Below are 24,269 nucleotides of genomic sequence, written 5' to 3' on the forward strand. Positions count from 1 at the left end.
GCGCTAATATAACTCGCTGGGCACGACCTCGTTCCATAATTTTGCAAGATGCGAACGACCCCTGCGCTGTGCATTGCGGGGAAAGCCGGCGTCAGCCCCTGTCAGCATCATCCCCCGATTTTTGAACCCTTCGCCGCCCCAGCCATTAATCCGGCATGAATCAGCAAGGGAAGGACGAGACCATGCATGTCATTCTTGGAGGTACCGGCCATGTCGGCTCGGCGGCGGCAATGGCGCTGTTGCGGCAGGGCGAGGATGTCACGGTGGTGACGCGCGACGAGTCGAAGGCCGCATGGTTGGTTGAACAGGGCGCGGAGGCCGCGGTTGCCGATGTGCTCGATGTCGAGGCGCTGCGTGAAGTCTTGCGGCGCGGCAAGCGGGCGTTTCTGCTCAACCCGCCGGCCGATCCATCGACCGACACCGACGCCGAGGAGCGCAAGACGGTTGGCGCCATTGCGACGGCACTGGAGGGGTCCGGCCTCGAAAAAGTGGTAGCGGAATCGACCTATGGCGCGCAGGCCGGCGAGGGTGTCGGCGATCTCACCGTCCTTTACGGCCTCGAGCAGAAGCTGAAGGCCCAGGCCATTCCGGCAAGCATCAACCGCGCCGCCTATTACATGAGCAACTGGGATCAGGCCCTGGAGACGGCGCGGCGCGACGGCGTCATCACCTCCTTCTTCCCGGCGGATTTCGAGCTGCCGATGGTGGCGCCGCAGGATCTCGGCGAGGCTGCGGCGAGACGTCTGCTGGAGCCGGCGGACAAGACCGGCACGCACTATATCGAGGGTCCTCGGCGCTACTCCGCCGCCGATGTCGCCGCAGCCTTCAGTGCGGCGTTGCGCAAAAACGTGCGCGTGGTCACGGTGCCGCGGGAGCGCTGGACAGAAACCTACGAAAAACTAGGCTTCTCCAAAGCGGCGGCCGAGTCCTATGCCCGCATGACCGGGGCCACGCTGGACAAGCCGATGCAGCCGGAAAACCCGGAGCGCGGCACGACCAGCCTGGAAAGCTATATTGCTGCGCTCGTCGAGGGGCGGCCGGAAGACCTGTTGAAGGGTGCCGCGTAAAGTGAAGGGTTGCTGTTGAGAAACAGGCGCTTCGACGACCTACGTGGCCCGCTATTCCTATTGCCTGACCGTTCGGCAGTTGCCCGCCGGCGGCGTGGTCTTGCAGATATCGATGGAGGTGCGCGTGTCGCCGTGACCGGTTTCGGTTATCAGATTCAGGTCCAAAAGTTCGTATGTCACGAGGTATCGTATGCTGTCGTCGGGTATTTTTTGCATGGCCGATACGATCCACGAACCTGCTTTCATCTCGGTGAAATAGCTGTCGACCTTGCGTTCATACCATTTGGGTATCGGAACGAGGACGATGGTCTTCTTGCCGTGGATTTTCTTGGCGGTCGGCAGCATGATCCGGTGAATGCCGACAAAGGCGCGGCTGTCTGCCAGGCGCCGTACGCCGCCCGCAAGAACCATCGTACAAGCTGACGAACAGACTGCGCCGACGGGGTTGGCGACGCCGAAGCGGAGGTCGCCCGGCCCGCAGGCTTTTGTGTCTGGCGCGCATTCGGAGAACTCCGTCTTGCCAACCATCGTGTCGAGCCCGCTGGCGCGGATCATATGGCCAAGCGCCATCGCCGCATCGGTCTCGCCGCCGGGGGAATTCAACGCCAAAGGCAATTTGCGGGGGCCGAGTTTTTTCAGCAAGGCCTTCAGCAAAGCTGGCGTGCCGGCCACGATGTGACCTTCCGCCGAAATCCATTCCGGGCATGTCGGCTCGCATCCTGGCGTGCTGTTGCGCACAACGACGAAGTGCATCGGCGGTGTATATGCCAGTATGGCAGGCTCAGGCGTCGTTTGGGCGATCGCGCCGCCAATCGCCAGCAGCACGAAAACCAACGTCCATGCGAATGTCTTCATGCCGAGCCTCGCCTGGCAGAGCATCACTTGAGAAATGGGTCTTTGCAAGCATTATCAAAACAAGCCGAGCACGTGTTTCTATCGGCCGCGCACTATCTCTGCATGATGGACAGGCCGCTACTGGCGGCCCCTGTCTGAACCGTCGTCGCTTTCCGCCGCCGTCTCCCACCCAAACACACTGCGCCCGCCAAGCAGGTGCGACTGGTCGAACTCGCCGGCGACGATCTCCTTAAGGCTCGGCCCGGTGACGTAGCGCTCCAGCCGCCGCGCCTCGCCATCCAGGCGCTGCAGCGCGCCGAGCTCTTCCTCGCGGCCGAGCTTGGCCTTGCCGACGGCCGATTTCAGCACCGCGATCGTCTCGTCATAGACTTTCAGCGGCACCGGGAAGGGATGCCGGTCCTTGCCGCCATGGGCAAGCGAAAAGCGCGCCGGATCGGAGAAGCGGCAGGGCGCGCCATGCACCACTTCCGCCACCATGGCCAGCGCCCGCACCGTGCGCGCGCCGACGCCGGGCACCAGCAGCAGTTCGGGAAAATCGGCCGGCCCGCTTTCTATTGCCGCGGAAATGTTGCCGTGCAGCCGGTGCATGACGATGTCGCTCTCGCGCACGTCATGATGTGCCGGCAGCACCAGATTGGGCAGCATCGGCTGCGCCGGGGGCTTCGCAGGCTCCGCTTTCGGCGGCGGCTCCAGCAGGGCAAGCTCGTCAAGGATCCGCTCCGGGCTCATGGTCTTCAACAAATCGAGCTGTCCGGTCCGCGACGGCTCGGCGCGATGGTCGGTGAGGTTGACGATCTCGCCCTGCCGCTCGCCCTCGATCGCCGCATGCGGCTGGTCGACGAAGCTTGTCAGCCCTTCCGACAGCCAGTGATAGCGCCGCGCCTGGCGGCTGTCGCCGTTCATGCCTTGCTGCACCACCACCCAGCGGCTGTCGTCGGTGACGATGAAGCCGTGCAGATAGAGGTCGAAACCGTCCTGCACGGCCGCACTGTCCACCTTGGCGACCAGGCGGCTGGCGGTGGCAAGCGCCGCACCATCGATGCCGACGCGCTCGCCGATCGCCATCAGCTCCTGCGGCGTCTTGCGCGAATGCGCGCCGCGCCCGCCGCAGACATGGATGCCGAGCTCCCGCGACATCGGGTTCAGCCCGCGCTTCAGCGCGCCGACGACCGAGGTGGTGATGCCTGAGGAGTGCCAGTCCATGCCCATGACGGCGCCGAAGGACTGGAACCAGAACGGATGCGCCAGCCGCCGCAACAGCTCGTCGCGGCCATAGTGATGGATGATCGCCTCGCACAACACCGCGCCCAGTCGCGTCATACGATCGCCCAGCCATTTCGGAACCCGCCCGCCATGCAGCGGCAAGTCCGCACTGCCGCTTCGCTGCGTCAAGTGAATGCTCCGTGGATGCCGCGCACCGGCGGTGCGCCTGTGATGTAGATGGCATTTGGGGGGCGATTTGCAAGCGGGGTGGGGGCGGCGACTATCGTCGCCCTACGCTCTTCTTGGCGTCTCGCCGAAAGATGCAGTTACGCCGCCTGTCGCACCTGGCAATAAGGTCGGCTCCATGCTTGTAGGCGAGACAGGTCTCGAATAGAGCTTACCCAGCCGACGGCAACTATTAAAATCAAAAACGATGTCGCAATTCTGGTGGGTAAATCACAGTCAGACCGCCTGCCAAGAGATCGACGGGCAATATCTCTGGTCGCCCAAAACTCAGAAGAATGGGGCACGCAGCGAGTTCTACAAAAATATGCGTCGGGCGACACCTGGTGACCTCGTGTTGTCTTTTTTCGGTCAAGCCGTGCGCTATATTGGTCGGGTAGCGGAGTTTGCATTCACAGCACCGAAACCACCGGAGTTCAAGAACACTGGAGCCAATTGGAACGAGGAAGGTTGGCTTCTCCCGGTGTATTGGGCGCCGCTCCTGCCGACGGTGCGCCCGTCGGACATAATTGGCGAATTGGGTCCGCTTCTGCCTGCCCGATACTCGCCCATCGACCCAAACTCCGGATCAGGCCGTCAAAACGCCTATCTCGCGAGCGTATCGCAAGAGGTGTTTCACACAATTGTCGCGGGTACAGCTTTCGACCGCGAAGCTTTGAGGCGTGGTGGCGCAAACAGTCTCACTTTCGAAGTCGTCAATGAAATTTTAGAGGACGTCGTTGAGCGCCGTATCCGAGACGACCTCCAACTCGAGGACACTGTAAAGACGAGCGTCATTCAAGCTCGTCGCGGCCAAGGTAAATTTCGTTCCAATGTCGAAGCCATGGAGCGCTCGTGCCGACTCACAGGGGTCACCAATCCCTCGTTGCTGATTGCAAGCCACATCAAGCCTTGGCGCCTATGCGCTTCCGCGCAGGAGCGCTTGGACGGCATGAACGGGCTGCTCCTCACGCCTGATGCCGACCACCTCTTTGACCGTGGCTTCATCAGTTTTGAAGATAGCGGGCAGGTCCTCATATCCCAGCGACAAGACTGATTTGCGGCGGCTCGGATTCGAGCAATTGGTGATGCAGAGTTTCGGCTTTGCCGAAGCCCCCGCCGTCTGGCGCACTAGCACCTTCACCCCGCCGCAGCAGGCTTACCTCGCTCACCATCGAGAGGATGTGTTTGTGGCATAGCTCGCATCAACTGAGCGTCAGCCGTCAGGTCCCCCTACCTCGCCGCCCCCTAAAACACCGCCTTCTCCAAGAGCGGCTCCAGTGATTCAGCAAATGGCGTCGCCAGGTGGTGCCGGTCGCGGAAGGCGAGTTGGCCGTTGATGAACACGTGGCAGGTTTGGGCGTCGCAGAACTGGCTGGTCAGGTCGACATAGGTGGCGCCGGGCACGCTGCGCACGACGTCGCGCTCGGCCGCGGCGATGTCGTCGTTCGCCGCCGCGTCCCTCGGCGTGTCGCAGACTTCAGGCACCTGCCCGCGCCACAGCGCCCGCGCCACGCATTTGTCGGCATAGCTTCCATTGTAGGGAACGTCCCGGATTACCGCGACCTTGATCCCGGCCCGGCTGAATGCCGCCAGCGTCCAGCGCAGGCCGGTCTTCCACTCCTCGTTCCCATCGGCGTGCTTCAGTTCCTCGGGCGATTCCTTCATCACATTGCCGATCGAAAATTCCGAGATCACCACCATGTGCGGGTGCAACGCGATAATGTCCTTGACCGATTGCTCCCGCCACTGGTCGCATTCGGTGTAGTCGCGCTTCAGCCGCCAGTTCCAGGTCGTCACCCGCGAGGCACGGCAGGACGATTTGAGATAGGTGACGAGGCGATAGTTGTTCTTGGCCGCCGCCTCGATCAGCGGCGTCGACCAGTGGTCGGCATGCGAATCGCCGAACAGCGCAATCGAGCGCGGGGCGTCCTTGTTGCCGAACACGCAGGCCTTCGGCGTCACCGTCTCGAAGGAAAGAATACAGCCGGCCGCGCGCGCCGTGGAAGGCTGCGCGGCGCTGGCGGCAATGCTGCGCTGCTCAGGGTCCAGATCGTGGACGGCCAGCCTGGCATTGGCATATGCGGCTGCGACGCTGGTGCCGGTCAGGAGGACGGCCGGCACCAGCGCCCGCGCCGCACTGGCCATCAGCCAGCCATTGCGACGGATCGGGTTCTCGATGACATGATAGGTGAACCCCGACAGCGCCAGCGTCAGCGCCAAGCAGCCGAGCCGCTGCAGCGGCGAAAGTTCCGGCGTCAGCATCGTGGCATACACGATCACCGGCCAGTGCCAGAGATAGATCGAGTAGGAGAGTTTGCCGACCCATTGCAGCGGCGCCAGCGCCAGTGCCTCGATCGGGCTTTTCTTAGCGCTCTCCTGCTGCGCGTGCGCCGCTCCTGCCAGCAGCAACAGCACGGTGCCGGCCACCGGCACCAGGGCGAGGAAACCCGGGAAGGGCGTTTCGTCGCTGAAGGAAAGATAGGCGCCGGCAATCAGCGCTAGGCCGAGCCACGCCAGCGGCGTGGCGAGCCGCGGGCGGTTTTGCCAGACTTGCTGCGGCACCATGCTGGCCAGCCCGCCGGCGGCGAACTCCCAGGCGCGTAGCGGCGAGAAATAGAAGGCCCAGGGCTGCGAGACCGTGGTGAGCCACGCGCAGACGGCGAACGAGACGAGGCCGGCAATGCCGATCACCAGGATCGCGCCGCGCTTGCCGGGGCGCAGCCATGCCGCCAGCACAAGCAGCGCCGGCCAGGCGACATAGAACTGCTCCTCCACCGACAGCGACCAGAAATGGACAAACGGGTTGCTGGCCGTATCGGCGGCGAGATAATCGAACGACCAGCGGATCAGCCACAGATTGATCATGTAGGCCGAGGCGAACATGGCGCCTTTGGAATAGAGCGATTGTTCCTCCGGCGACAGGATGAAGGCGCCGGCCACCAGTGTGGCGAGGATGACGAACAGCGACGCCGGCAACAGCCGCCGAGCGCGCCTGGCATAGAAGCGCCACAGGTTGAGCCGCCCGGTCTCGGTGATTTCGGCAAGCAGGTGTTTTGTGATCAGATAGCCCGAGATGACGAAGAAGATGTCGACGCCGGTCAAGCCGCCGGGCAGGCCGGTGAAGCCGAAATGAAAGGCGATCACGCCTGCCACCGCCAAGGCACGCAGTCCTTCGATATCGGGCCGGAACGATGCTGACACGATTTGCCACCTCGTGCTGGTGCATGACCCCGCCTCGGCGAGTAACGATCGCGCCGGGATCATACGTGCGGCAGCTTTGCGCCCAACGGGACACGGCGCTGCAACCGTTGACAGTCGGACCAAGACTCCGCCCTATGGGTCGATATCGCAATGCAACAAATCTAACGCAGTGCAACATTGGAGGAGGCGACGCCGCTGATCTCCCCCTTTGAGGGGGAGATGGCCGGCAGGCCAGAGGGGGTCGGTTCGACCGGACTGGCCCAATCCTGCAAGTGAAGGCAGGCGCTCCACGCGCGGCGACCCCTCTGTCGCCTTCGGCGACATCTCCCCCTCGATGGGGGAGATTAGCTCCCCGCCTCCTTCGCCAAATCTCCGACATCCGGGGTCGGCCCTTGCGTTGCTCCCGTCACACGCATCGGCTATCCAACCGGCAGCCATGCAATTCAAACGGAGCCTCCCATGACCAACACCACCATTTTCAAATTCGGCGCTGTCGAGCATGCCGAGGGCGGCGACTTACCGGGCTGGATCGTTGTGGCGGGCCGGCCGACCATGCAGACCGCCGTGCAGCACACCACCGCCGACGGCAAGGTGCTGTCGGGCACCTGGCGGGCCTCGCCCGGCACTTATCACGCCACCTACACCGACTATGAGTTCGTGCACATGATCGCCGGCCGCATCATCATCACGCCCGATGGCGGCACGCCGGTCGAGGTCGGTCCGGGCGATGCGTTCGTGGTCGAAGCCGATTTCAAGGGCACCTGGCAGATCATCGAGCCGGTAACCAAGCACTTCGTCGTCAAGCTTGCTTGATCGACGTCGTCAGGCTTGCCTGATCGGTGCCGATACACCTCGGCCGGCGCGGTTCATCGCCAGCGTCCCCCTCGCCCAGCAGGGGAGGGGGACGTAGCGAAGCGAATATCGGTTAAGAGGGCGTCACCTCGTTCGCTTCGAACCGATGCGGATCGAAAAGCTGAGACGATGGCGTTCTGCGGAGCCTGGTCGAGAGAACGCAGGCCAGGACTGCTGCCGGGTCGCCGGCGCGTCAGCCAAGAGCGAGCGGCGCACTTCGAGAGTGCATGCCGCCCGTCCGGCGCCGGGCCGTCAATGCTGTTGTTACGAAACCCCCCAGCCCCGTCTCAACCGCCACGGCCATGGCGTGACCCATGGCTTGCTATACGCATGCAGCACCGCGGTCTGTCAACGCCGCCCGCGATGGCCGCGGGGGGTCGCCTTTGCACCTCCCGGCCAGCTTCCAACCGGCCGCGCGGACGCCATTCGCCGCTACAAAATGCGCTTGAAATGGCGGTTTTCCGGGTGTTCCGGCCGCTCCGGAGCGGCCCTTTGGCGCGACAGAGGTCGCGATCTAGGCGATTGGATGAATTTGTCTTTCGCGGCTGAAACGTTTCAGGAGCCGATTTGTAGACCTGACTTTTTTTGGGTGTATTTCCCTCACGTCAGTTTTGCACTCCAGCCGGCCCGATCGACCCGCCGGAGGGCAAGCCTCAGGGGCCGGCGTCGGCGCTCTGAGTCTCTCGGACCGACGGGCGCCGGACCATGCCGCTGACGACATAGGCCGCCGCGCCCAGCGCCGTGATCCAGAAGCTCGTCGGCCAGTCGGTCAGGAAGGCGAGCGTCAGGCTGATCCAGGCGATGATCACGGCAAGCGCGATGGACGTCAGCACGCCGGCTCCGACGCCGCTGGTAAGCCTGAGCGCGGTGGCTGCAGGCGCCACCATCAGCGCGAAGACGAGCAGCACGCCGACGATCTGCACCGCCTCGGACGTGGCGACGGCGACCAGCACCATGAACAGGGTCGAGACAAGAGTGAGCGGCACGCCGCGCGCTTCGGCGAGTTCCGGCTGCAGGCTGGCGAACAGCAGCGGCCGCGCGATCAGCAAAAGCGCGACAAGGATCGCCACCGCCAGCACCGCAAGCACGATAACGGTGCGCAGGCTGATGCCCAGCACATTGCCGAACAGCACGTTGGTCGCCTGCGAGGCGAAGGCGGTGTAGAAATGCAGAAACAGCAAGCCCAAGCCGAGCGACAGCGTCAAAACGATGCCGATGGCGACGTCGCGATGCGCGCGTTCGCCGAGCAGGCCGATGCCGATGCCGGCGGCGACGGTGAACACGGTGAGGCCGAGAAACGGCGACAGCCCGATCAGGCCGGCGCCGGTGGCCCCGGGAAAGCCGACATGGGAGAGCGCATGGCCGGCGAAGGTCTGGCCCCGGAGCACGAGGAAATAGCCGACCGCGCCCGAAACGATGCCGACGATGGTGCAGGCATAGAAGGCGTTGCGCATGAATTCATAGTCAAAGATCGTGGACATGCGCCCCGCTCTCCAGTTCGACATCGTCGGCCATGACGAAGATGCGGCCGGCAACCCGCACCACATTGATATGCGTGCCATAGAGTTTCGACAGCACCGGACCGCTGATGACCTCGTCGACGGAACCGATCGCCGCCTTGCGGTTGCCGAGATAGAGCACGCGGTCGACGGCGCGCAGCAGCGGGTTGATCTCGTGCGAGCAGAACAGCACGGCAATGCCGAGCCGCTCGCCGATGTCGTGCACCAGGTCGATGATCGCGCGCTGATGGCCCGCATCGAGGCTGATCAGCGGCTCGTCGAGCAAAAGCAGTTGCGGATTGCCGATCAACGATTGCGCGATCAGGATGCGCTGGCGCTCGCCACCGGAAAGCTCGCCCAAGGGACGGCGCGCGAGGCTGCCGGCGCCCACCTCTTCAAGTGCCTTCCACGCCGCCTCCTTCTCGGCAGCCGATGCGACGGGCCAGCCCCAGCGATGCCCGCCGGCGGCACTCAGCACGAAGTCGAGGCCGCTGACGCCGACATCGCCAAGCGCGCGCCGCGCCTGCGGCATATAGCCGATGTCGGCGTTGCCGCGCGTCGGCGATTTGCCAAGCACCGAAATGGCGCCGCCGGCCGGTTTGATCAGGCCGAGAATGGCGCGCAGCATCGTCGTCTTGCCGGCGCCATTGGCGCCGAGCAGGCCGACAAAGGCGCCTTGCGGTAGAGAAAAGGAGACGTCGGATAAAACCCGGCGTCCCCCATAGGTCAGCGTGACCTTGTCGAATTCGATTGCGTTCATTTAGTCACATTCATTCGCAGTCACATTCATTGTGTGCGGGCGGCGAGCGCCTTCTGGACCGCGTCGATCTGGCCGCCGAACCAAGTCTGGATCGTCTGACCCGCCGGTTCCGTCTCGGTGACGCCGATGACCGTGACCTTGTTCTGCTTGGCGATGTCGAGCAGCCTTGTCGTTGCCTCGTCGGTCACCTGCGAATTGTAGAACAGGATCTTGGCCGAGCCGTCCTTCAGGCTGTTTTCGAACGCCGCCACCTGCGTGGCGCTCGGCTCCGCATCGTTCATCAAGGCCACCTGGAAATCGTAGTTCAGCATCTTGAGACCGAGCGCTTCCGCCATGTAGCCGAAGACCGGCTCGGTAGCCGTCACTTCGGTGCCGGCATAGGTGTTCTTGACGTCGGTGATTTCCTTGTCAATGGCCTCGAGCGAGGTCTGGAATGCCTTCAGGTTCGCCTCATAATACACGGCATTGGCCGGATCGCGCTTGGCAAGGTCGGCGCTCAGCGCCTTGGCGATGGCCGGCAGCGTCGCCGGGTCGTACCACAGATGCGGGTTGTCGCCCGACTTCTTGCCGATCAGGTCGGCGGCGACGATGGTCGTGCGATCCTTGGCTGTCGAGGCCGACAGCAGCTTGTCCATCCACGGATCGTAATCGGCGCCGTTATAGATGACGATCTTGGCATCGGCGATGGTGCGCGCCGTCGACGGGCTGGTCTCGAACAGATGCGGATCGTCGTCGGGATTGGCCAGGATGCTGGTGACGGTGACGTTGCTGCCGCCGATCTGGCGGGCAAGGTCGCCATAGAAATTCTCGGCCGCCACGATGGTCAGCTTGTCTTCGGCGCGGGCAGCCGTGCCGGTCAAAAGCGGCACCGCGACGAGCAGCGCGGCGAGAAAGGGAATGCGACGCATCCGTGGTCTCCTTGCAGTCTGAAATGTATGTCGCCGGAGAGGCGGGCTGTGTAACTGTATAACAGTAACAATATAACGTTTGCGTCGAAAATACGGCTGATGTCAATGGGCTTTTCGAGCCGCGCAGTTTTTCACGCGCACAAAACCGTGAGCGGCCTGCGCCGATCAGGCGGAGCCACTCATGGCGGTATCCTGATGAATTCGCGGCGGGTAAGTTCCTTGCTTGTTGACGTCAGTTTTGCGGACGCCTTCCCTCCCACGCGTCCTGCAACAGGGCGCGGATTGCGGCGCGGTCGAAAGGCCGCGGATTCCAGTATGGGTTCCTGGTCGCAATCTCGGCGGCGCGGTCGAGATCGGCCTGCTTGAGGCCGAGTTCTTTCAATGTAAGGGGCGCGCCGACCGCCTTGGCGAAATCGTGGAGACCGCTACCGGCGCTGCCGTCAAACAAGTCGGCGACCGGCTTCAACAAGTCGGGCACCGCGACGGCGTTGAAACCGATCGTGTGCGGCAACATCACCGCATGCGTCTCGGCATGCGGCATGTCGAAAGAGCCGCCGAGCGTGTGACAGATCTTGTGATGCAGCGCCATGCCGACGGCGCCGAGCACCGTACCGCACAGCCAGGCGCCGTAAAGCGCATCGCCGCGTGCATCGATATTTCCAGGCTCCTTGGTCAACACCGGCAGCGCCGCCTTCATGGCGCGCAATCCTTCTTTCGCCATCAGGGTGGAAATCGGATTGCGATCCTGCGCGTAAAGCGCTTCGGCCGCGTGCGCCATGGCGTTGAGTCCTGACGCGACGCTCATCGCTATCGGCAGGCCGACGGTCAGCTCTGGATCGTAGATCACCACTTCCGGCAGGATCCTTGCGTCACGCATTGTGGTTTTTTCGCCGTTCTCGGTCTGACCGAGGATCGGCGTCACCTCCGAGCCGGCATAGGTGGTCGGGATGACGATCTGCGGCAGGTCGGTGCGCCAGGCGATCGCCTTGCCGAGACCGGTGGTAGAGCCGCCGCCAAGCGCGACAACGCAGTCAGCCTTGACCTCGGTTGCCTTGGCCATTGCCGTTTGGGTTACCTCGACCGGCGTGTGCATGGCGGCGCCCGAAAAGATGCCGGCCGCCAGCGCGCCGAGGGACTTGGCAAGCGCCTCGCCGTCGGCAGCCCGATGCGGCGTCGACAGCACCAGCGCGCGCTTGCAGCCGAGCTTTTCGATCCAGGTGCCCACCTCGGACGACGCGCCATTGCCGAAGACAATATGCGCAGGGCTGCCGGAGTAGGTGAACGTCCTTGTCATGCCGATCCGCTCCCTTTGCATACTATCACTGTGACGGAGCCGAAATCGAACGACCAGCTCTCGTCGCCGGCGACACGTTTGCGTCGTTACCGTCTCGCAAGCGGGGCCTGATCTCTCCCGCGTACTCGCAAACGTATCGCCTTGACCACAAAAACGTCAAAAAAGTATCAGTGAGGTGGACACACCGTGGTGGCGGCTGCATGAATTGCCGCCTAAGCTTCGATCACTGCAGAGAGCGGCAAACGCGGCCTGCGGGAGATGGCACTGCAACTGGTCGCATGACCGGACCGGCGCCGGGAGGAACTGACATGAATCCGGACTTGGAAGTCGTCCAGATCAGACGCGGCGAGTCGTTCAAGGCCTGGGCCCACGGCTACCCCTTCCACACGGTGCGCTGGCACTTCCACCCCGAATACGAAATCCATCACGTCGTCGCCACCACGGGCCATTATTTCGTCGGTGACTTCATCGGCGAGTTCGAGCCCGGCAATCTCGTGCTCACCGGCCCGAACCTGCCGCACAACTGGGTCAGCGACGTGCCGGCAGGCGCCAGCGTGCCGCTGCGCGGCCGCGTCGTGCAGTTCTCGCAAGAGTTCATTGCCGACGCCACCGCCGCGTTGCCGGAACTTGCCGGTTGTGAAAACATTCTCGAGCTCAGCCGCCGCGGCGCGCTGTTCTCCACCGCTACCGCCAAGCTCGCCGCACCTGTGCTGGCCGAACTGGTCGAAGCGCAAGGCGTTCGCCGCATCGCGCTGTTCATGGAGCTGATCGATATTCTGAGCCGCGCCGCCGATGTGCGGACGCTGACCAGCGCCAGCTATCTGCCAGATCCCTCAGGCTTCATGTCGGCCGGCGTCAACAAGGCGCTTGCCTATATCAACGCCAACCTGACCGAGCCGTTCAGCGAAAGCGATCTGGCGGCGATCGCCGGGCGCAGCCCGAGCGCGTTTTCGCGCAGCTTCCGCCGTCACACCGGCATGGCGCTGGTGCAGTATGTCAACCGGCTGCGCATCAACCTTGCCTGCCAGCTGCTGATGAGCGAGGCCGACATGCCGATCACCGAGATCTGCTATGCCGCCGGCTACAACAACATCTCGAATTTCAACCGCCAGTTCCTGACCCAGAAAGGCATGTCGCCTTCGCGCTTCAGGGCCCTGCTGGCGGAAAACGTCAGCGCGGAGATTGCCGCCTAACAGGGAGGACCGGGAGGAGCCTAGACATTTACTGAGGTAAGAACGCGGGGTGCGTTGGAGGCGTCCCGTGCTGGAGATCGCTTGTCCCGAAATCCAGAGATATCAAGAGGATGCGCAGCACGGATCAAGTGCTCCGTTGTTCCTCGCAACAGCCCGACTGCAGTCAAGGCCCGGCGCCATGTGGTGTCCAGGGCTTCATGAAACCATTCCTTGAAACGGAGCTATCGAAATGACCAGATTTGCCTGGAAATCGACGGGAGCCATCGCGCTCACTCTTTCTCTTCTTGGCGGCACCGCTGCCTTTGCCGCCCCGGTTACCGACGCCACGGTCGCCTTCTTGATGCCCGACCAGGCCTCGACGCGCTACGAGCAGCACGACTATCCCGGCTTCGTCGCCGAGATGAAAAAACTCTGCCCCGGCTGCAAGGTGATCTACCAGAACGCCGATGCCGACGCCTCGCGCCAGCAGCAGCAGTTCAACTCGGTGATCTCGCAAGGCGCCAAGGCGATCGTGCTCGACCCTGTCGACTCGACTGCCGCCGCCTCGCTGGTCAAGCTGGCGCAGAGCCAGGGCGTCAAGGTCATCGCCTATGATCGCCCGATCCCGACTGCACCTGCCGACTTCTACGTCTCGTTCAACAATGAAGGCATCGGCAAGGCCATTGCCGACTCGCTCGTCGAACACCTCAAGGCGCTGAAGGTCGACCCCGCCAGCGGCGGCCTGCTGCAGATCAACGGATCGCCGACCGACGCGGCCGCCGGGCTGATCAAGAAGGGCATCCATTCCAGCCTCGACAACAGCGGCTACAAGATCCTTGCCGAATACGACACGCCGGAATGGGCGCCGCCGAAGGCGCAGCAATGGGCAAGCGGCCAGATCACCCGCTTCTCCACGCAGATCGTCGGAGTCGTTGCGGCCAATGACGGCACCGGTGGTGGCGCCATCGCCGCCTTCAAGGCCGCCGGTGTCGATCCGGTGCCGCCGGTGACCGGCAACGACGCGACGATCGCCGCACTGCAGCTGATCATCGCCGGCGATCAGTACAACACCATCTCCAAGCCGAGCGAGATCGTTGCGGCGGCTGCCGCCAACGTCGCCGTCCAGCTTCTGTCGGGCGAGACGCCGAAGGCCGAAATGACCCTTTACGACACCCCATCGCAGCTGTTCACGCCGGCGGTGGTGACGCAGGAAAACCTCAAGGCCGAGATCATCGACAAGAAGATCAACACCGCCGAAGAGCTCTGCGTCGACCGCTATGCCGAAGGCTGCAAGAAGCTCGGCATCACAAAGTGACAATGCAGGTCGCCCAAAATCGCGCAGCGGTTTTGGGATAAGACATGCATAAAAGGATGACCTAGAATCCTGATCCTGCTTTCCGGCCGCCCTTGCGGCGGCCGGAAGTTCGCAGTCACTCTTGACCGCCCATCCGGAAAGGTTTGCCACCATGTCTGACATCTCTGACGGACCGGTTTCGGCAGGCGAGCTGGTGCTCAGCCTGCGCGGCATCTCGAAGAATTTCGGCGCCGTTTCGGCGCTCACCGATATCGATCTCGATGTCCATGCCGGCGAGGTGGTGGCGCTGGTCGGCGACAATGGCGCCGGCAAGTCGACGCTGGTCAAGATTCTGGCCGGCGTCCACCAGCCGAGCTCGGGCACCATCAATTTCCGCGGCAGGCAAGTGACGATGCCCGACCCGAGCGCCGCGCTGACGCTCGGCATCGCCACCGTCTTCCAGGATCTCGCACTGTGCGAAAACCTCGACGTCGTCGCCAACATCTTTCTAGGCAAGGAGCTCAACCCGCTGCGGCTGGACGAGGTGGCGATGGAAATTCGCGCCTGGACGCTGCTCAACGAATTGTCGGCGCGTATTCCAAGCGTCCGCGAGGCGGTCGCCTCGCTGTCCGGCGGCCAGCGCCAGACCGTGGCGATCGCCCGCTCGCTGCTGCTCGACCCCAAGGTCATCCTGCTCGACGAGCCGACCGCCGCTCTTGGCGTCGCCCAGACGGCGGAAGTGCTGAACCTCATCGACCGGGTGCGCGAGCGTGGGCTCGGCGTGCTGATGATCAGTCACAATATGGAGGACGTGCGCGCCGTCGCCGACCGCATCGTGGTGCTCAGGCTCGGCCGCAACAACGGCGTCTTCGAACCCGACGCCTCGAACCAGGAACTGGTCAGCGCCATCACCGGCGCCGCCAACAATGCAGTGTCGCGCCGCGCCGAACGGCGCAAGGCCGCCGAACAAGCGCACAACCAGGAGCAGCGGCCATGAGCGCGGAGCCCAAGCAGGACACCTCCTCGTCGACGGCGCTCGACCGCAGCGACGTGCGCGTCAAGCATCAGGCCGGCGTTGGTGGCGCCACCAGCGCCTTCTTCGACCGCGTCCGCTCCGGCGACCTCGGCTCGTTGCCGGTCATCGTCGGCCTGGTCATCATCTGGAGCGTGTTCACCGCGCTCAACCCGGTGTTCGTTTCGTCAAGCAATCTGGTCAATCTCCTGTTCGACTGCTCGACCGTCGGCGTCATCGCGCTCGGCATAGTCTGCGTGCTGATGGTCGGCGAGGTCGACCTGTCGGTCGGCTCGATCAGCGGCTTTGCCTCGGCCATGGTGGGCACGCTGTGGGTCAACCAGGGCTGGCCGGTGGCGCTCGCCATTCTCGCCGCGGTTGCCGTCGGCGGTTTCATCGGCGCGCTCTATGCCTTGCTGTTCAACCGGCTCGGCATGCCAAGCTTCGTCTCGACACTCGCCGGCCTGCTCGCCGTGCTCGGCCTGCAGCTTTACATTCTGGGCTCCACCGGCTCGATCAATCTGCCCTATGGCTCGAACCTGGTGAATTTCGGTCAGTTGCTGGTCATGCCGGACTGGCTGTCCTATGCACTGGCGGCATTGCCCGGCATTGTCATGCTGATCGCCGGCCTGCGCACCGTCAGCCGCCGCCGGGCCGTCAATTTGTCGGCGCCGTCTGTCGGCGGCCTCATCGTGCGCGTCGCCGCCCTGACCATCCTGCTCGAACTGATCGTCGGTTATCTCAACCAGGCGCGCGGCATACCGTGGATGTTCGGCCTGTTCGTCGGCCTGGTGGTGGCGATGAACTATGCGCTGACCCGCACCCAATGGGGCCGCTCGATGACCGCCGTCGGCGGCAACCGCGAAGCGGCGCGCCGCGCCGGCATCAAGGTGCGCTCGATCTACCTCAGCGCCTTCGTCATGTGCTCGATGTTCGCCGCCCTTGGCGGCGTGCTGTCGGCGGCGCGGCTGGCCTCTGCCAGCCAGCAGGCCGGCACCGGCGACGTCAACCTCAACGCCATTGCGGCGGCGGTCATAGGCGGCACCAGCCTGTTTGGCGGCCGTGGCAGCGCCTATTCCGCGCTGCTCGGGATCATCGTCATCCAGTCGATCGCCAGCGGGCTGACCTTGCTCGATCTGTCATCGTCGCTTCGCTACATGATCACCGGCGCCGTTCTGGCAATTGCGGTCATCGTCGACTCCCTGGCACGCCGCTCGCGGGTTTCCCACGGCCGCGCCTGAACGCAACCGCAATCGATACGAGGATAGAATGGCTCAGGATTTGAGTGGAAAGGTCGCGGCGATCACCGGCGCCGCGTCGGGCATAGGCCTGGAATGCGCGAGAGCGCTGATTGCCGCCGGCGTTCGCGTTGTGCTCGTCGACCGCGCCGCCGACGCGCTGAAAAGCGTCTGCACCGAACTCGGTCCCAACGCGATCCCGCTGGTGATCGATCTGATGGAGCCGGCCAGCGTCGCGACGATGATGCCGCAAATCCTGGACAAGGCCGGCCAGCTCGATATCTTCCACGCCAATGCCGGCGCCTATGTCGGAGGCCCGGTGCTCGAAGGCGACCCCGATGTGTGGGACCGCATGCTGAACCTCAACATCAACGCGGTGTTCCGTTCCATACACGCCGTGCTTCCGCATATGGTCGAACGAAAGACCGGCGACATCATCGTGACGTCCTCGATCGCCGGACTGGTGCCGGTGGTCTGGGAGCCGATCTACACCGCCTCCAAGCATGCCGTGCAGGCCTTCGTCCACACGGTGCGCCGGCAGGTCGCCCCGCACGGCCTGCGCCTCGGCGCGGTGCAGCCGGGGCCGGTGGTGACAGCGCTGATCAGCGACTGGCCGAAGGACAAGCTTGAGGATGAACTGGCCAAGGGCGGCCTGATTCAACCGGTCGAGGTCGCCGAAGCCGTGCTGTTCATGCTGACTAGGCCGAGAAATGTCACTATCCGGGATCTGGTGATCCTGCCGCAGAGCAATGATTTGTGAGGCAGTAGGCATTAGGCAGTAGGGAATGGGGAGAGGCTCTTGCAACTGGCCGTTCACTGCTGACCATCTCGCCTACTGCCTAACTTCTGAGGTTCCCATGTCCCACTTCCTCGGCATCGATGTCGGCACTGGCAGTGCCAGGGCGGGGGTATTCGACAGCAAGGGCACCATGCTTGCCTCGGCGAAGCGCGACATCGCTCTGTTCATCGAGCCCGGCGAAATCGCCGAACAGTCGAGCGAGGACATCTGGCGTGCGGTTTGCGCCAGCGTGCGCGAGGCGGTGACCAAGTCGGGGCTCGCTGGGCGCGACATTGCTGGCATCGGCTTCGACGCCACCTGTTCGCTGGTCGTGGTCGGCAAGGACGGCGCGCCGTTGCAGGTCGGCAGTTCCGGCGACAGTCAGCGCAACATCATCGTCTGGATGGATCACCGCGCGCTCGACCAGGCGCAGCGCATCAATGCCGGCAAGCACGCCGTGCTCGACTATGTCGGCGGCACCATCTCGCCGGAAATGGAAACGCCGAAGCTGCTGTGGCTGCGCGAGAACCTGCCCGCCACCTTCGATGCGGCCGAGCATTTCTTCGACCTGACGGACTATCTGACCTGGCGCTCAACCGGCAGCCTGGCGCGCTCGATCTGCACGCTGACCTGCAAATGGACCTATCTCGGTCATGAGCGGCGCTGGGACGATGCCTATTTCCGTGCCATCGGCCTCGGCGCGCTCGCCGATGAAGGCTTTGCCCGCATCGGCACCGAAATCGTCGAAGGCGGCACGGCACTTGCCCAAGGCCTGACTGAGGCCGCCGCGGCCGATCTCGGCCTGCTGCCGGGAACGCCGGTTGCGGCCGGCCTGATCGATGCCCATGCCGGCGGCGTCGGCACGGTTGGCGGGCAGGGCTCGGTCGGCACCTTGCAGTCGCGCATGGCCTATGTGTTCGGCACTTCGGCCTGCACCATGGCCAGCACCAGCGAGCCGGCCTTCGTGCCCGGCGTCTGGGGCCCGTATTTTTCCTCGATGGTGCCGGGGCTTTGGCTCAATGAAGGCGGGCAATCGGCGGCGGGTGCTGCAATCGACCACCTCGTCGCTTTCCATCCGGCCACGGCTGAGGCATCCGCAAAAGCCAAGGCGGAAGGTCTCGGCCTGACCGCTTGGCTTGGTCAGCAGGCGGCGAAGCAGTCCGCCGACCTGTCCGCCGTAGCGCACCTGGCCGATGGACTGCATGTCGTGCCGGAATTCCTCGGCAACCGCTCGCCCTTCGCCGATCCCGAGTCCAAGGCCTTGATCGCCGGGCTTGGCATGGACACGTCCCTCGACAGTCTGGTCGCGCTCTATGTCGCCGGCCTGCTGGGCATCGGCTACGGCGTGCGCCAGATCCTTGCGGCGATGGCCAACAAAGGCATTGCCATCGACACCATCGTCGTCAGCGGCGGTGCCGCGCAAAGCGCGCTGGTACGTCAGCTTTTGGCCGACACCACAGGCCTGACCGTCGCCGGTTCGACCTCGCCCGAACCGGTGCTGCTCGGCTCGTCCATATTGGCGGCGGTGGCGGCGCAAAAATATCCCGATGTGATCGCGGCGATGACCGGCATGTCGCGCATCGGCGACATCTATCGCCCGGCCGGCGGCGATCTGGTGCCTTGGCACGACAAGCGCTTCGCCGCCTTCGAACTGTTGCAGCAGGCGGGCCGCGCGATCCGCGATTGAGCGGCTTCGCTCACGTCCAGAAATAGCGGACGATGTGGAAGAACACCGGCGCGGCGAAGACCAAGCTGTCGGCGCGGTCCATCATGCCGCCATGGCCTTCGATGAGGTGGCCCCAGTCCTTGACCCCCTGGTCGCGCTTGATCGCCGACGCCACCAGCCCGCCGAGGAACCCCATCAGGCAGGCAATGAAGGCGACGCCTGCCGCCGCCAGCGGCGAGAACGGCGTCAGGAACGACAAGAGCGCACCGAGCAGGCTCGATGCCACCAGCCCGCCGACCAGCCCCTCCCAGGTCTTTGACGGCGAGACGGAAGGCGACAGAAGGTGCCGGCCGAACAGCTTGCCGAAGATGTATTGCAGCACATCGCTGCCTTGCACGGTGATGATCAGGAAGGCGATCAGCAGGAGGTTGCGGCCCTCGAAACCGGGCACGTTGAGGGTCAGCAGCGCCGGCACATGGCTGACGCAGTAGACCGAGATCATGACCGCCCATTGCTGCGCGGACACGCGCTCGAGGAAGCGCTCGGTGTCGCCGTTGAGCGCGGTGACCGCCGGCATCAAGAGGAAGCAGTAGACGGGGATGAAAATGGTGAAGAGCCCGTACCAGGCGGTCCACACCAGCCAGTACTGGAAGGGAATGATGATGCCGAACATGCCGAGCAGCACCCAGTGGTCGCTGCGCCGGCTGTGCGTCAGCGTCACGAACTCGCGCAGCGCGGCAAACGAGATCAGCGCAAACAGGATGGTCATGCCGGTGCGGCCGAAGAAGAAGGCGACGGTGATCGCCAGCACCATCACCCACCAGGCGTTGATGCGCTGGTTCAAGTTGACGAGCGTCGAGGGCAACGGCTTCGGCGCCCGCCACGACAGGATGCCGGCAATGACGCTCGCCGTGGTCAGCACGCAGACAAGGCCGACCAGCAGGATGACGGTTTCATGCATCGGTGGAAGCGTGAGTGGCATCAGTCGTCTCGATCCGGACGCGGGTTGAGCGACAGCAGCGTCTGGCGCGCGCGCTCGAGGAAGGTGCGGCGTTCTTCGCCGGGCGCGATCGCCACCGGCGGACCAAAGACGACGCGGCACAGAAGCGGCACCGGCAGGAACTGGCCCTTGGGCAGCACGCGCGACATGTTCTCGATCCAGCACGGGATGAGTTCGACATCCGGCCGCGCCATCGACAGATTGTAGAGGCCGGAGCGGAACGGCAGCAGATCCGCCTCCGTCGTGTTGCGAGTGCCTTCGGGAAACAGGATCAGCGAGTGGCCGTCGTCGAGCACCGACAGCATGATCGAGATCGGGTGTTGCGTTTCGTCGGTCCACTGCCGGTGGATGAGCACGGACGACAGCATGTCCTGCGCGATGAAGCGGCGCAGCCGCGACTTGCCCCAATATTCGGCCGCCGCGATCGCATGGGTGCGGGCGCGCACTTTCTCGCTCAGACAAGCCGACAGCAGGATGAAATCACCATGGCTGGCATGGTTGGCGAAGTAGATGCGCTGCCGCTCCGACGGCTGGCTGCCGTTCCAGATTGGTCTGACGCCGGTTACCACCCAGGCCGCCGCCGACAGGCCGACCGACGTCACCGTCTGCAGCAAGGTGAAGGTGTTGGCGCGCAGGTGAAGTTTTGTCATGGCTCAAACAAATGCTGCGAAAAGGGATGCCGCAGCAAACATGGCGAGCGCCATGCGCTGCCTTGTCAGCAGGCGGCGCGTGCCTGCCATGCGATGGTCGAGCGAGCGGCCGCCGGCAGTGGTGGATTTCAGGCGCATGCGCGCCAGCACATCGTCGACCGCGGCACCTCCGGCGGCCTCGCTGGCGTGGCTTGCCATCAGCCGGAACAGCAGCGCATCGAACAAAAGCAAGGCCGAAAGAGCCAGCGTGGCCACGGCGCTCGCCGCCGCGACCAGCCAGGCCGCCGCGGACAGCGCTGTCGTCTGCGGTCCGGCCACCAGGCCGATGACCGGCGCTGCCATCACAGCCGCGACCACCAGCAGGATCGGCCACACCGCCTGCACCATCAGCCCGGCGGCGAATATTTCGGCCTTCTCGGGAAAATTGTCGCCACTCATGCCGGCCAACTCATGTCGGTTCTTCCAGCCCCGGTTCATCCAGCCCGATCTGAAGGTGCACGGGCCTGCCCGACGCGGCGAGTTTCTTGCGCGCCTGTGCAGCTGTGTACGAGCGCCCCGTCACCACCAGCCAGTCGGCGACGACGGCTGCACTGCGCTGGAAGCCGAGCGCGCAGCAGACCAGGACGGTGCCGCGCCGGCGCGCCAGCTCGATCGCCGCCACCGCTCGCTCCAGCCTGTCGTGAGGCGGCGCCACGAGGTCGAGCATCGCGTAGCTGATCCAGCGGCAGGTCACGCCGCGCGGCCGTTCCATCTCGCCGGCAAGGTCGATCACTGTGCCGAAGCGGTTGGCCTCGTCGGCACTCGGAAACCGGCCGAGGAAAACACCGTCGGTGATCTCCGCTTGCGGCGCCAGTTGGCGGGTCCATACCCACACATTGATCCGGGCGCCAAGCCGGTAGGGCAGGAGCAGGATGCGGCTGGCCAGTGAGACACTGGCATCGGCCGCCTTCTGGAACACTTTGGCGCCGGCCCCGGCATAGGCGAAGGCGACGATGGCCAGCGCCAATGCCGGCCACAACAGGATGAGAAAATCGGCGGAGACAAACGCTCCGCCGGCAGCGCCGGCCAAGGCAAGGGCGGCGCCCAGCGCGTAGTAGCCCGCCAGCCGCCGCGCCTTGGGGTCGGCGGTCAGACGAAAACCCCAGAAAGGCAATTCGCCCTTGAACGGAAACAGCCATAGCGCAAACAGGCCGAGCAGCGCGCCGGTCGGGATGTCGATGAAATGGTGCTGCCAGGTCGTCAGCACCGAGGCACCGATCAGAAAGCACCAGACATGCCAAACGGGTCCGAGAATGGCGCCGAGACGGTGGCGCACCAGAACGTGACGCCAGTGATCCCAGATGATCAGCAGCAGCGCGATGTGCAGGGATGGCGCCTGGTTGAACGGTTTGTCGAAGCCGCCAAGCACCGCAAACAGGAAACCCGGCAGGCCGGTGGTTTCCGGCCGCACGAAGGTCGCCGTTAGCGGGAACGCGATGAAGCAGGCGACGGCAATGATCTGCGCCGAGAGATAGCGGCCGGCGAGCCGGTCGACGCCGCGCCTGGTTGTGTTGAGCAGCAGCGACAGGCCGTAGAACAGATTGATCGACCAGTAGGGCACGATCGTCCAGGCGAGGAATGGAATGGCGTGTTCCCAGGCAAACACGATGCTGCCGACATGGTCGCGCCGCGACGCCAGCCAGTTGGCCAAGCCATAGGTCGAGTAGAAGAACGGCGCCAGCAGGGCCAGCCAAAGGGCGGCACTCAGCACGATGCCCAAATAGGGTTCCCGCGCCGGGGCAGGGTCAGTGACAGGCAGGGCCATGGTCTCAGACGCGCCGTGCGACCGAGACGGTGAAGATGCCCCATTGGTCGATGCGCTGGTCGATCTTTTCGAAACCGGCAGCCGTCACCAACTGGTCCATCTCGCCCTGCGTGCGCCGCCGCATCACCCAGGCCTGGCCGCCGCGATGCGAGGTCAGGCTGCGCGCGATCATCTCCAGCTGCGGATGCCATGGCTGGTTGGTGTAGACGAGCAGGCTGCCGGACTGCATGGCGCTGGCCAGCCCGCCGAGCGAGCGGGAAATCATCGTGTTGTCGGCGAACAATTCGTAAAGCCCGGAGACGATGGCGAGGTCCGGCGCCGGCTTTTGCCCGGCCAGCATGTCGGCATCGAAGGCGTCGGCCTGGTGGAAGCTGACGCTGGTCGGCAGACGCCGCTCGGCGATCAGCTTCGAACCCAACCCGACATTGAGCTCGGAATAATCCTGCAGCCGCACGCTTGCTGGTGGTTCAGTGCATTTGGCGACGGCATCGAGCACATAGCGGCCGTGACCGGCGGCGATGTCGAGCATGTGGACGGGACGGCCGGCTGCCTTCAGGCTGGCGGCGGCGTTGCCGATCAGCTCTTCCAGATGCAGCTTGCGCTGGCGGATGCCGCGCCAGCCGATGGCGTCGAGGAAGGTGCGGTCGACCATGCGGCCGATGAAGCCGGTGCCGCGCGCATCGTTCTCGTAGACATAGTCGAGCGTCGAGCCGGAATCGAAGCCGGTGGCGATGCCGATCTTCATGCCCGAAGACAGCCAGGCGCCCATGCGGATCGAGGCGCGACTCATCGCCCAGAAAATACCCTTGGGCGACAGCAGCGTCAGCGGCGAGGCGAGCCTCTCGGCCTCGTCGCGGGTGTAGCCGGCGCGGTCGGCCTGAAGCAAGTCGATGGTTCTCCCCGGCGTGGCAAATTGCTTTTCGAGGAATGGCCGGATCAGGTCCAGCGCCTGCTGGCGATCGCGCTCGCCCAGCGTGTCGTGGAAGAAGCCGGGCAGCACATGCCGCTCCTTGGCGCTGCTGCCGAGATTGACGAAGAACTCGTGCTGCGGTCCATGCCGCACCACCCAATCGCTGCCGGAGATCAAGAGCTGCGTCGGCGCGGTGATGGCGCGCGCGTCCGAGACGATGCGGGCAGCGTGGTCGTAAAGCTCGACCAGGATGTTGGAGGCGATCGGTCGCGTGATCAGCGGATCGGCGTCGAAGGAAGCGATGCGCTCGGCATCATGCGTCAGGAACTTCGCCTTGACGTAGGAATTGACGAAGAAGCGGCCCTTGAGCTTCTGCCACAGCGCAATGCCCTCTTTGGCGAAGGGCACGTAGAGCTTGACCGAAAAGGCCGGTGAAGCCACCACCAGCGCGCGGATGTCGGGCGCATAGTCATGCACCCAGGCAGCAGCCAGCACGGCGCCGAACGACTGCGCGATCAGCGCGATGTCGCGCTGGCCAAAACCATCCCGGCCGATCTCACGCACCAGGCAGTCGATGTCACGAACCAGGGCGGCAAAGGATGGCGCATAGCCGCGCTCGCCGGCCGAGCGGCCATTGCCGCGCACGTCCCAGGCGTAGAAGGCATGGTCGGGCATGGCGAGTTCGTCGACCAGATGCGCCATGCGGCCGCCATGCTCGTGGCCGCGATGGAACAGAAGGATCGCACCCTTTGGCGCCGACCCGGCGGCCGGCCAGTAGCGGTAGAAGATCTCGGTGCCGTCATGGCTCTTGAACGTGCGCTCCAGCGCGATGCGCTCGAGGCTTGCCGGTGCTCCGGCTGCAATGGTCTGGTGGATCATGG

The 24,269-nt window shown here is 64.4% G+C and carries 21 protein-coding genes; 9 read left to right on the forward strand and 12 right to left on the reverse strand.

Annotated features, from left to right (window positions below):
- The first annotated feature begins 182 nt into the window (after positions 1 to 182).
- Positions 183 to 1,067, forward strand: coding sequence for an NmrA family NAD(P)-binding protein (locus NLY36_RS27610; RefSeq protein ID WP_023689003.1), 885 nt, complete (start codon positions 183 to 185; stop codon positions 1,065 to 1,067).
- A gap of 57 nt (positions 1,068 to 1,124) precedes the next feature.
- Here NLY36_RS27610 and NLY36_RS27615 read toward each other — a convergent pair whose 3' ends face one another.
- Both NLY36_RS27615 and NLY36_RS27620 read right to left on the reverse strand, forming a co-directional pair.
- The gene (locus tag NLY36_RS27615; RefSeq protein WP_156933462.1) at positions 1,125 to 1,892 is read right to left on the reverse strand and encodes a COG3904 family protein; all 768 of its coding nucleotides are present in this window, start codon (positions 1,890 to 1,892) and stop codon (positions 1,125 to 1,127) included.
- A gap of 147 nt (positions 1,893 to 2,039) precedes the next feature.
- Positions 2,040 to 3,314 (reverse strand): DUF763 domain-containing protein, encoded by a 1,275-nt coding sequence (locus NLY36_RS27620; protein ID WP_023735456.1) that lies wholly within the window; start codon positions 3,312 to 3,314, stop codon positions 2,040 to 2,042.
- 244 nt (positions 3,315 to 3,558) lie between these two features.
- On the opposite strand from NLY36_RS27620, the gene NLY36_RS27625 reads away from it, so the two are divergent.
- Positions 3,559 to 4,404 (forward strand): HNH endonuclease, encoded by an 846-nt coding sequence (locus NLY36_RS27625; protein WP_031249101.1) that lies wholly within the window; start codon positions 3,559 to 3,561, stop codon positions 4,402 to 4,404.
- Between the two features lie 191 nt (positions 4,405 to 4,595).
- On the opposite strand, the gene NLY36_RS27630 is transcribed toward NLY36_RS27625, so the two are convergent.
- Complete coding sequence (locus tag NLY36_RS27630; protein ID WP_023735455.1) at positions 4,596 to 6,551, reverse strand: acyltransferase family protein; 1,956 nt, start codon at positions 6,549 to 6,551, stop codon at positions 4,596 to 4,598.
- Between the two features lie 459 nt (positions 6,552 to 7,010).
- Here NLY36_RS27630 and NLY36_RS27635 point away from each other — a divergent pair, with 459 nt between their 5' ends.
- Positions 7,011 to 7,364 carry a cupin domain-containing protein gene (locus NLY36_RS27635; protein ID WP_023672492.1) on the forward strand — a complete coding sequence of 118 codons (354 nt, stop codon included), beginning with the start codon at positions 7,011 to 7,013 and terminating at the stop codon, positions 7,362 to 7,364.
- Positions 7,365 to 8,056: 692 nt separating this feature from the next.
- On the opposite strand, the gene NLY36_RS27640 is transcribed toward NLY36_RS27635, so the two are convergent.
- From NLY36_RS27640 to NLY36_RS27655, 4 genes are all read right to left on the reverse strand, one after another.
- Positions 8,057 to 8,884, reverse strand: a complete 828-nt coding sequence (locus NLY36_RS27640) for a metal ABC transporter permease (protein ID WP_023685454.1) — start codon at positions 8,882 to 8,884, stop codon at positions 8,057 to 8,059.
- The gene (locus tag NLY36_RS27645; RefSeq protein ID WP_023735454.1) at positions 8,868 to 9,662 is read right to left on the reverse strand and encodes a metal ABC transporter ATP-binding protein; all 795 of its coding nucleotides are present in this window, start codon (positions 9,660 to 9,662) and stop codon (positions 8,868 to 8,870) included. The genes NLY36_RS27640 and NLY36_RS27645 overlap by 17 nt, the downstream gene beginning before the upstream one ends.
- Positions 9,663 to 9,688: 26 nt before the next feature.
- Positions 9,689 to 10,570 carry a metal ABC transporter solute-binding protein, Zn/Mn family gene (locus tag NLY36_RS27650; protein WP_023708690.1) on the reverse strand — a complete coding sequence of 294 codons (882 nt, stop codon included), beginning with the start codon at positions 10,568 to 10,570 and terminating at the stop codon, positions 9,689 to 9,691.
- Positions 10,571 to 10,802: 232 nt separating this feature from the next.
- A complete protein-coding gene (locus NLY36_RS27655; protein WP_023705150.1) occupies positions 10,803 to 11,864 on the reverse strand; it encodes a maleylacetate reductase in 1,062 nt (353 codons plus the stop codon).
- A gap of 308 nt (positions 11,865 to 12,172) precedes the next feature.
- Between NLY36_RS27655 and NLY36_RS27660 the strand changes: the two genes are divergently transcribed.
- The 6 genes from NLY36_RS27660 to NLY36_RS27685 all read left to right on the forward strand — a co-directional run bounded on the left by NLY36_RS27660 (position 12,173) and on the right by NLY36_RS27685 (position 19,045).
- The gene (locus NLY36_RS27660) at positions 12,173 to 13,057 is read left to right on the forward strand and encodes an AraC family transcriptional regulator (RefSeq protein WP_023702911.1); all 885 of its coding nucleotides are present in this window, start codon (positions 12,173 to 12,175) and stop codon (positions 13,055 to 13,057) included.
- Positions 13,058 to 13,286: 229 nt separating this feature from the next.
- Complete coding sequence (locus NLY36_RS27665; protein ID WP_023672498.1) at positions 13,287 to 14,351, forward strand: ABC transporter substrate-binding protein; 1,065 nt, start codon at positions 13,287 to 13,289, stop codon at positions 14,349 to 14,351.
- A gap of 151 nt (positions 14,352 to 14,502) precedes the next feature.
- The gene (locus NLY36_RS27670) at positions 14,503 to 15,327 is read left to right on the forward strand and encodes an ATP-binding cassette domain-containing protein (RefSeq protein ID WP_023693835.1); all 825 of its coding nucleotides are present in this window, start codon (positions 14,503 to 14,505) and stop codon (positions 15,325 to 15,327) included.
- The gene (locus NLY36_RS27675; protein WP_023735453.1) at positions 15,324 to 16,583 is read left to right on the forward strand and encodes a sugar ABC transporter permease; all 1,260 of its coding nucleotides are present in this window, start codon (positions 15,324 to 15,326) and stop codon (positions 16,581 to 16,583) included. The genes NLY36_RS27670 and NLY36_RS27675 overlap by 4 nt, the downstream gene beginning before the upstream one ends.
- A 28-nt stretch (positions 16,584 to 16,611) precedes the next feature.
- Positions 16,612 to 17,340: an SDR family oxidoreductase gene (locus NLY36_RS27680; RefSeq protein ID WP_023735452.1), complete on the forward strand. Its 729-nt coding sequence runs from the start codon at positions 16,612 to 16,614 to the stop codon at positions 17,338 to 17,340.
- Positions 17,341 to 17,437: 97 nt separating this feature from the next.
- Positions 17,438 to 19,045 (forward strand): FGGY-family carbohydrate kinase, encoded by a 1,608-nt coding sequence (locus NLY36_RS27685; protein ID WP_023735451.1) that lies wholly within the window; start codon positions 17,438 to 17,440, stop codon positions 19,043 to 19,045.
- A 10-nt stretch (positions 19,046 to 19,055) separates the two neighbouring features.
- On the opposite strand, the gene NLY36_RS27690 is transcribed toward NLY36_RS27685, so the two are convergent.
- Genes NLY36_RS27690 through NLY36_RS27710 form a run of 5 tightly spaced genes read right to left on the reverse strand, consistent with a single transcriptional unit; the run spans position 19,056 to position 24,264 of the window.
- Positions 19,056 to 19,985 (reverse strand): phosphatidate cytidylyltransferase, encoded by a 930-nt coding sequence (locus tag NLY36_RS27690; protein ID WP_023735450.1) that lies wholly within the window; start codon positions 19,983 to 19,985, stop codon positions 19,056 to 19,058.
- A 20-nt stretch (positions 19,986 to 20,005) separates the two neighbouring features.
- Positions 20,006 to 20,674 (reverse strand): lysophospholipid acyltransferase family protein, encoded by a 669-nt coding sequence (locus tag NLY36_RS27695; RefSeq protein ID WP_023685463.1) that lies wholly within the window; start codon positions 20,672 to 20,674, stop codon positions 20,006 to 20,008.
- A gap of 3 nt (positions 20,675 to 20,677) precedes the next feature.
- On the reverse strand, positions 20,678 to 21,112 hold the full coding sequence (locus NLY36_RS27700) for a hypothetical protein (protein WP_023693832.1): 435 nt from the start codon (positions 21,110 to 21,112) through the stop codon (positions 20,678 to 20,680).
- 10 nt (positions 21,113 to 21,122) lie between these two features.
- Positions 21,123 to 22,478 carry a phosphatase PAP2/dual specificity phosphatase family protein gene (locus NLY36_RS27705; protein ID WP_023735449.1) on the reverse strand — a complete coding sequence of 452 codons (1,356 nt, stop codon included), beginning with the start codon at positions 22,476 to 22,478 and terminating at the stop codon, positions 21,123 to 21,125.
- A gap of 4 nt (positions 22,479 to 22,482) precedes the next feature.
- Complete coding sequence (locus tag NLY36_RS27710; protein WP_031249100.1) at positions 22,483 to 24,264, reverse strand: bifunctional alpha/beta hydrolase/class I SAM-dependent methyltransferase; 1,782 nt, start codon at positions 24,262 to 24,264, stop codon at positions 22,483 to 22,485.
- Between the last annotated feature and the right edge of the window lie 5 nt (positions 24,265 to 24,269).

Origin of the sequence: Mesorhizobium sp. C399B (genome assembly GCF_030323185.1) — a bacterium.
Lineage (GTDB): Bacteria > Pseudomonadota > Alphaproteobacteria > Rhizobiales > Rhizobiaceae > Mesorhizobium.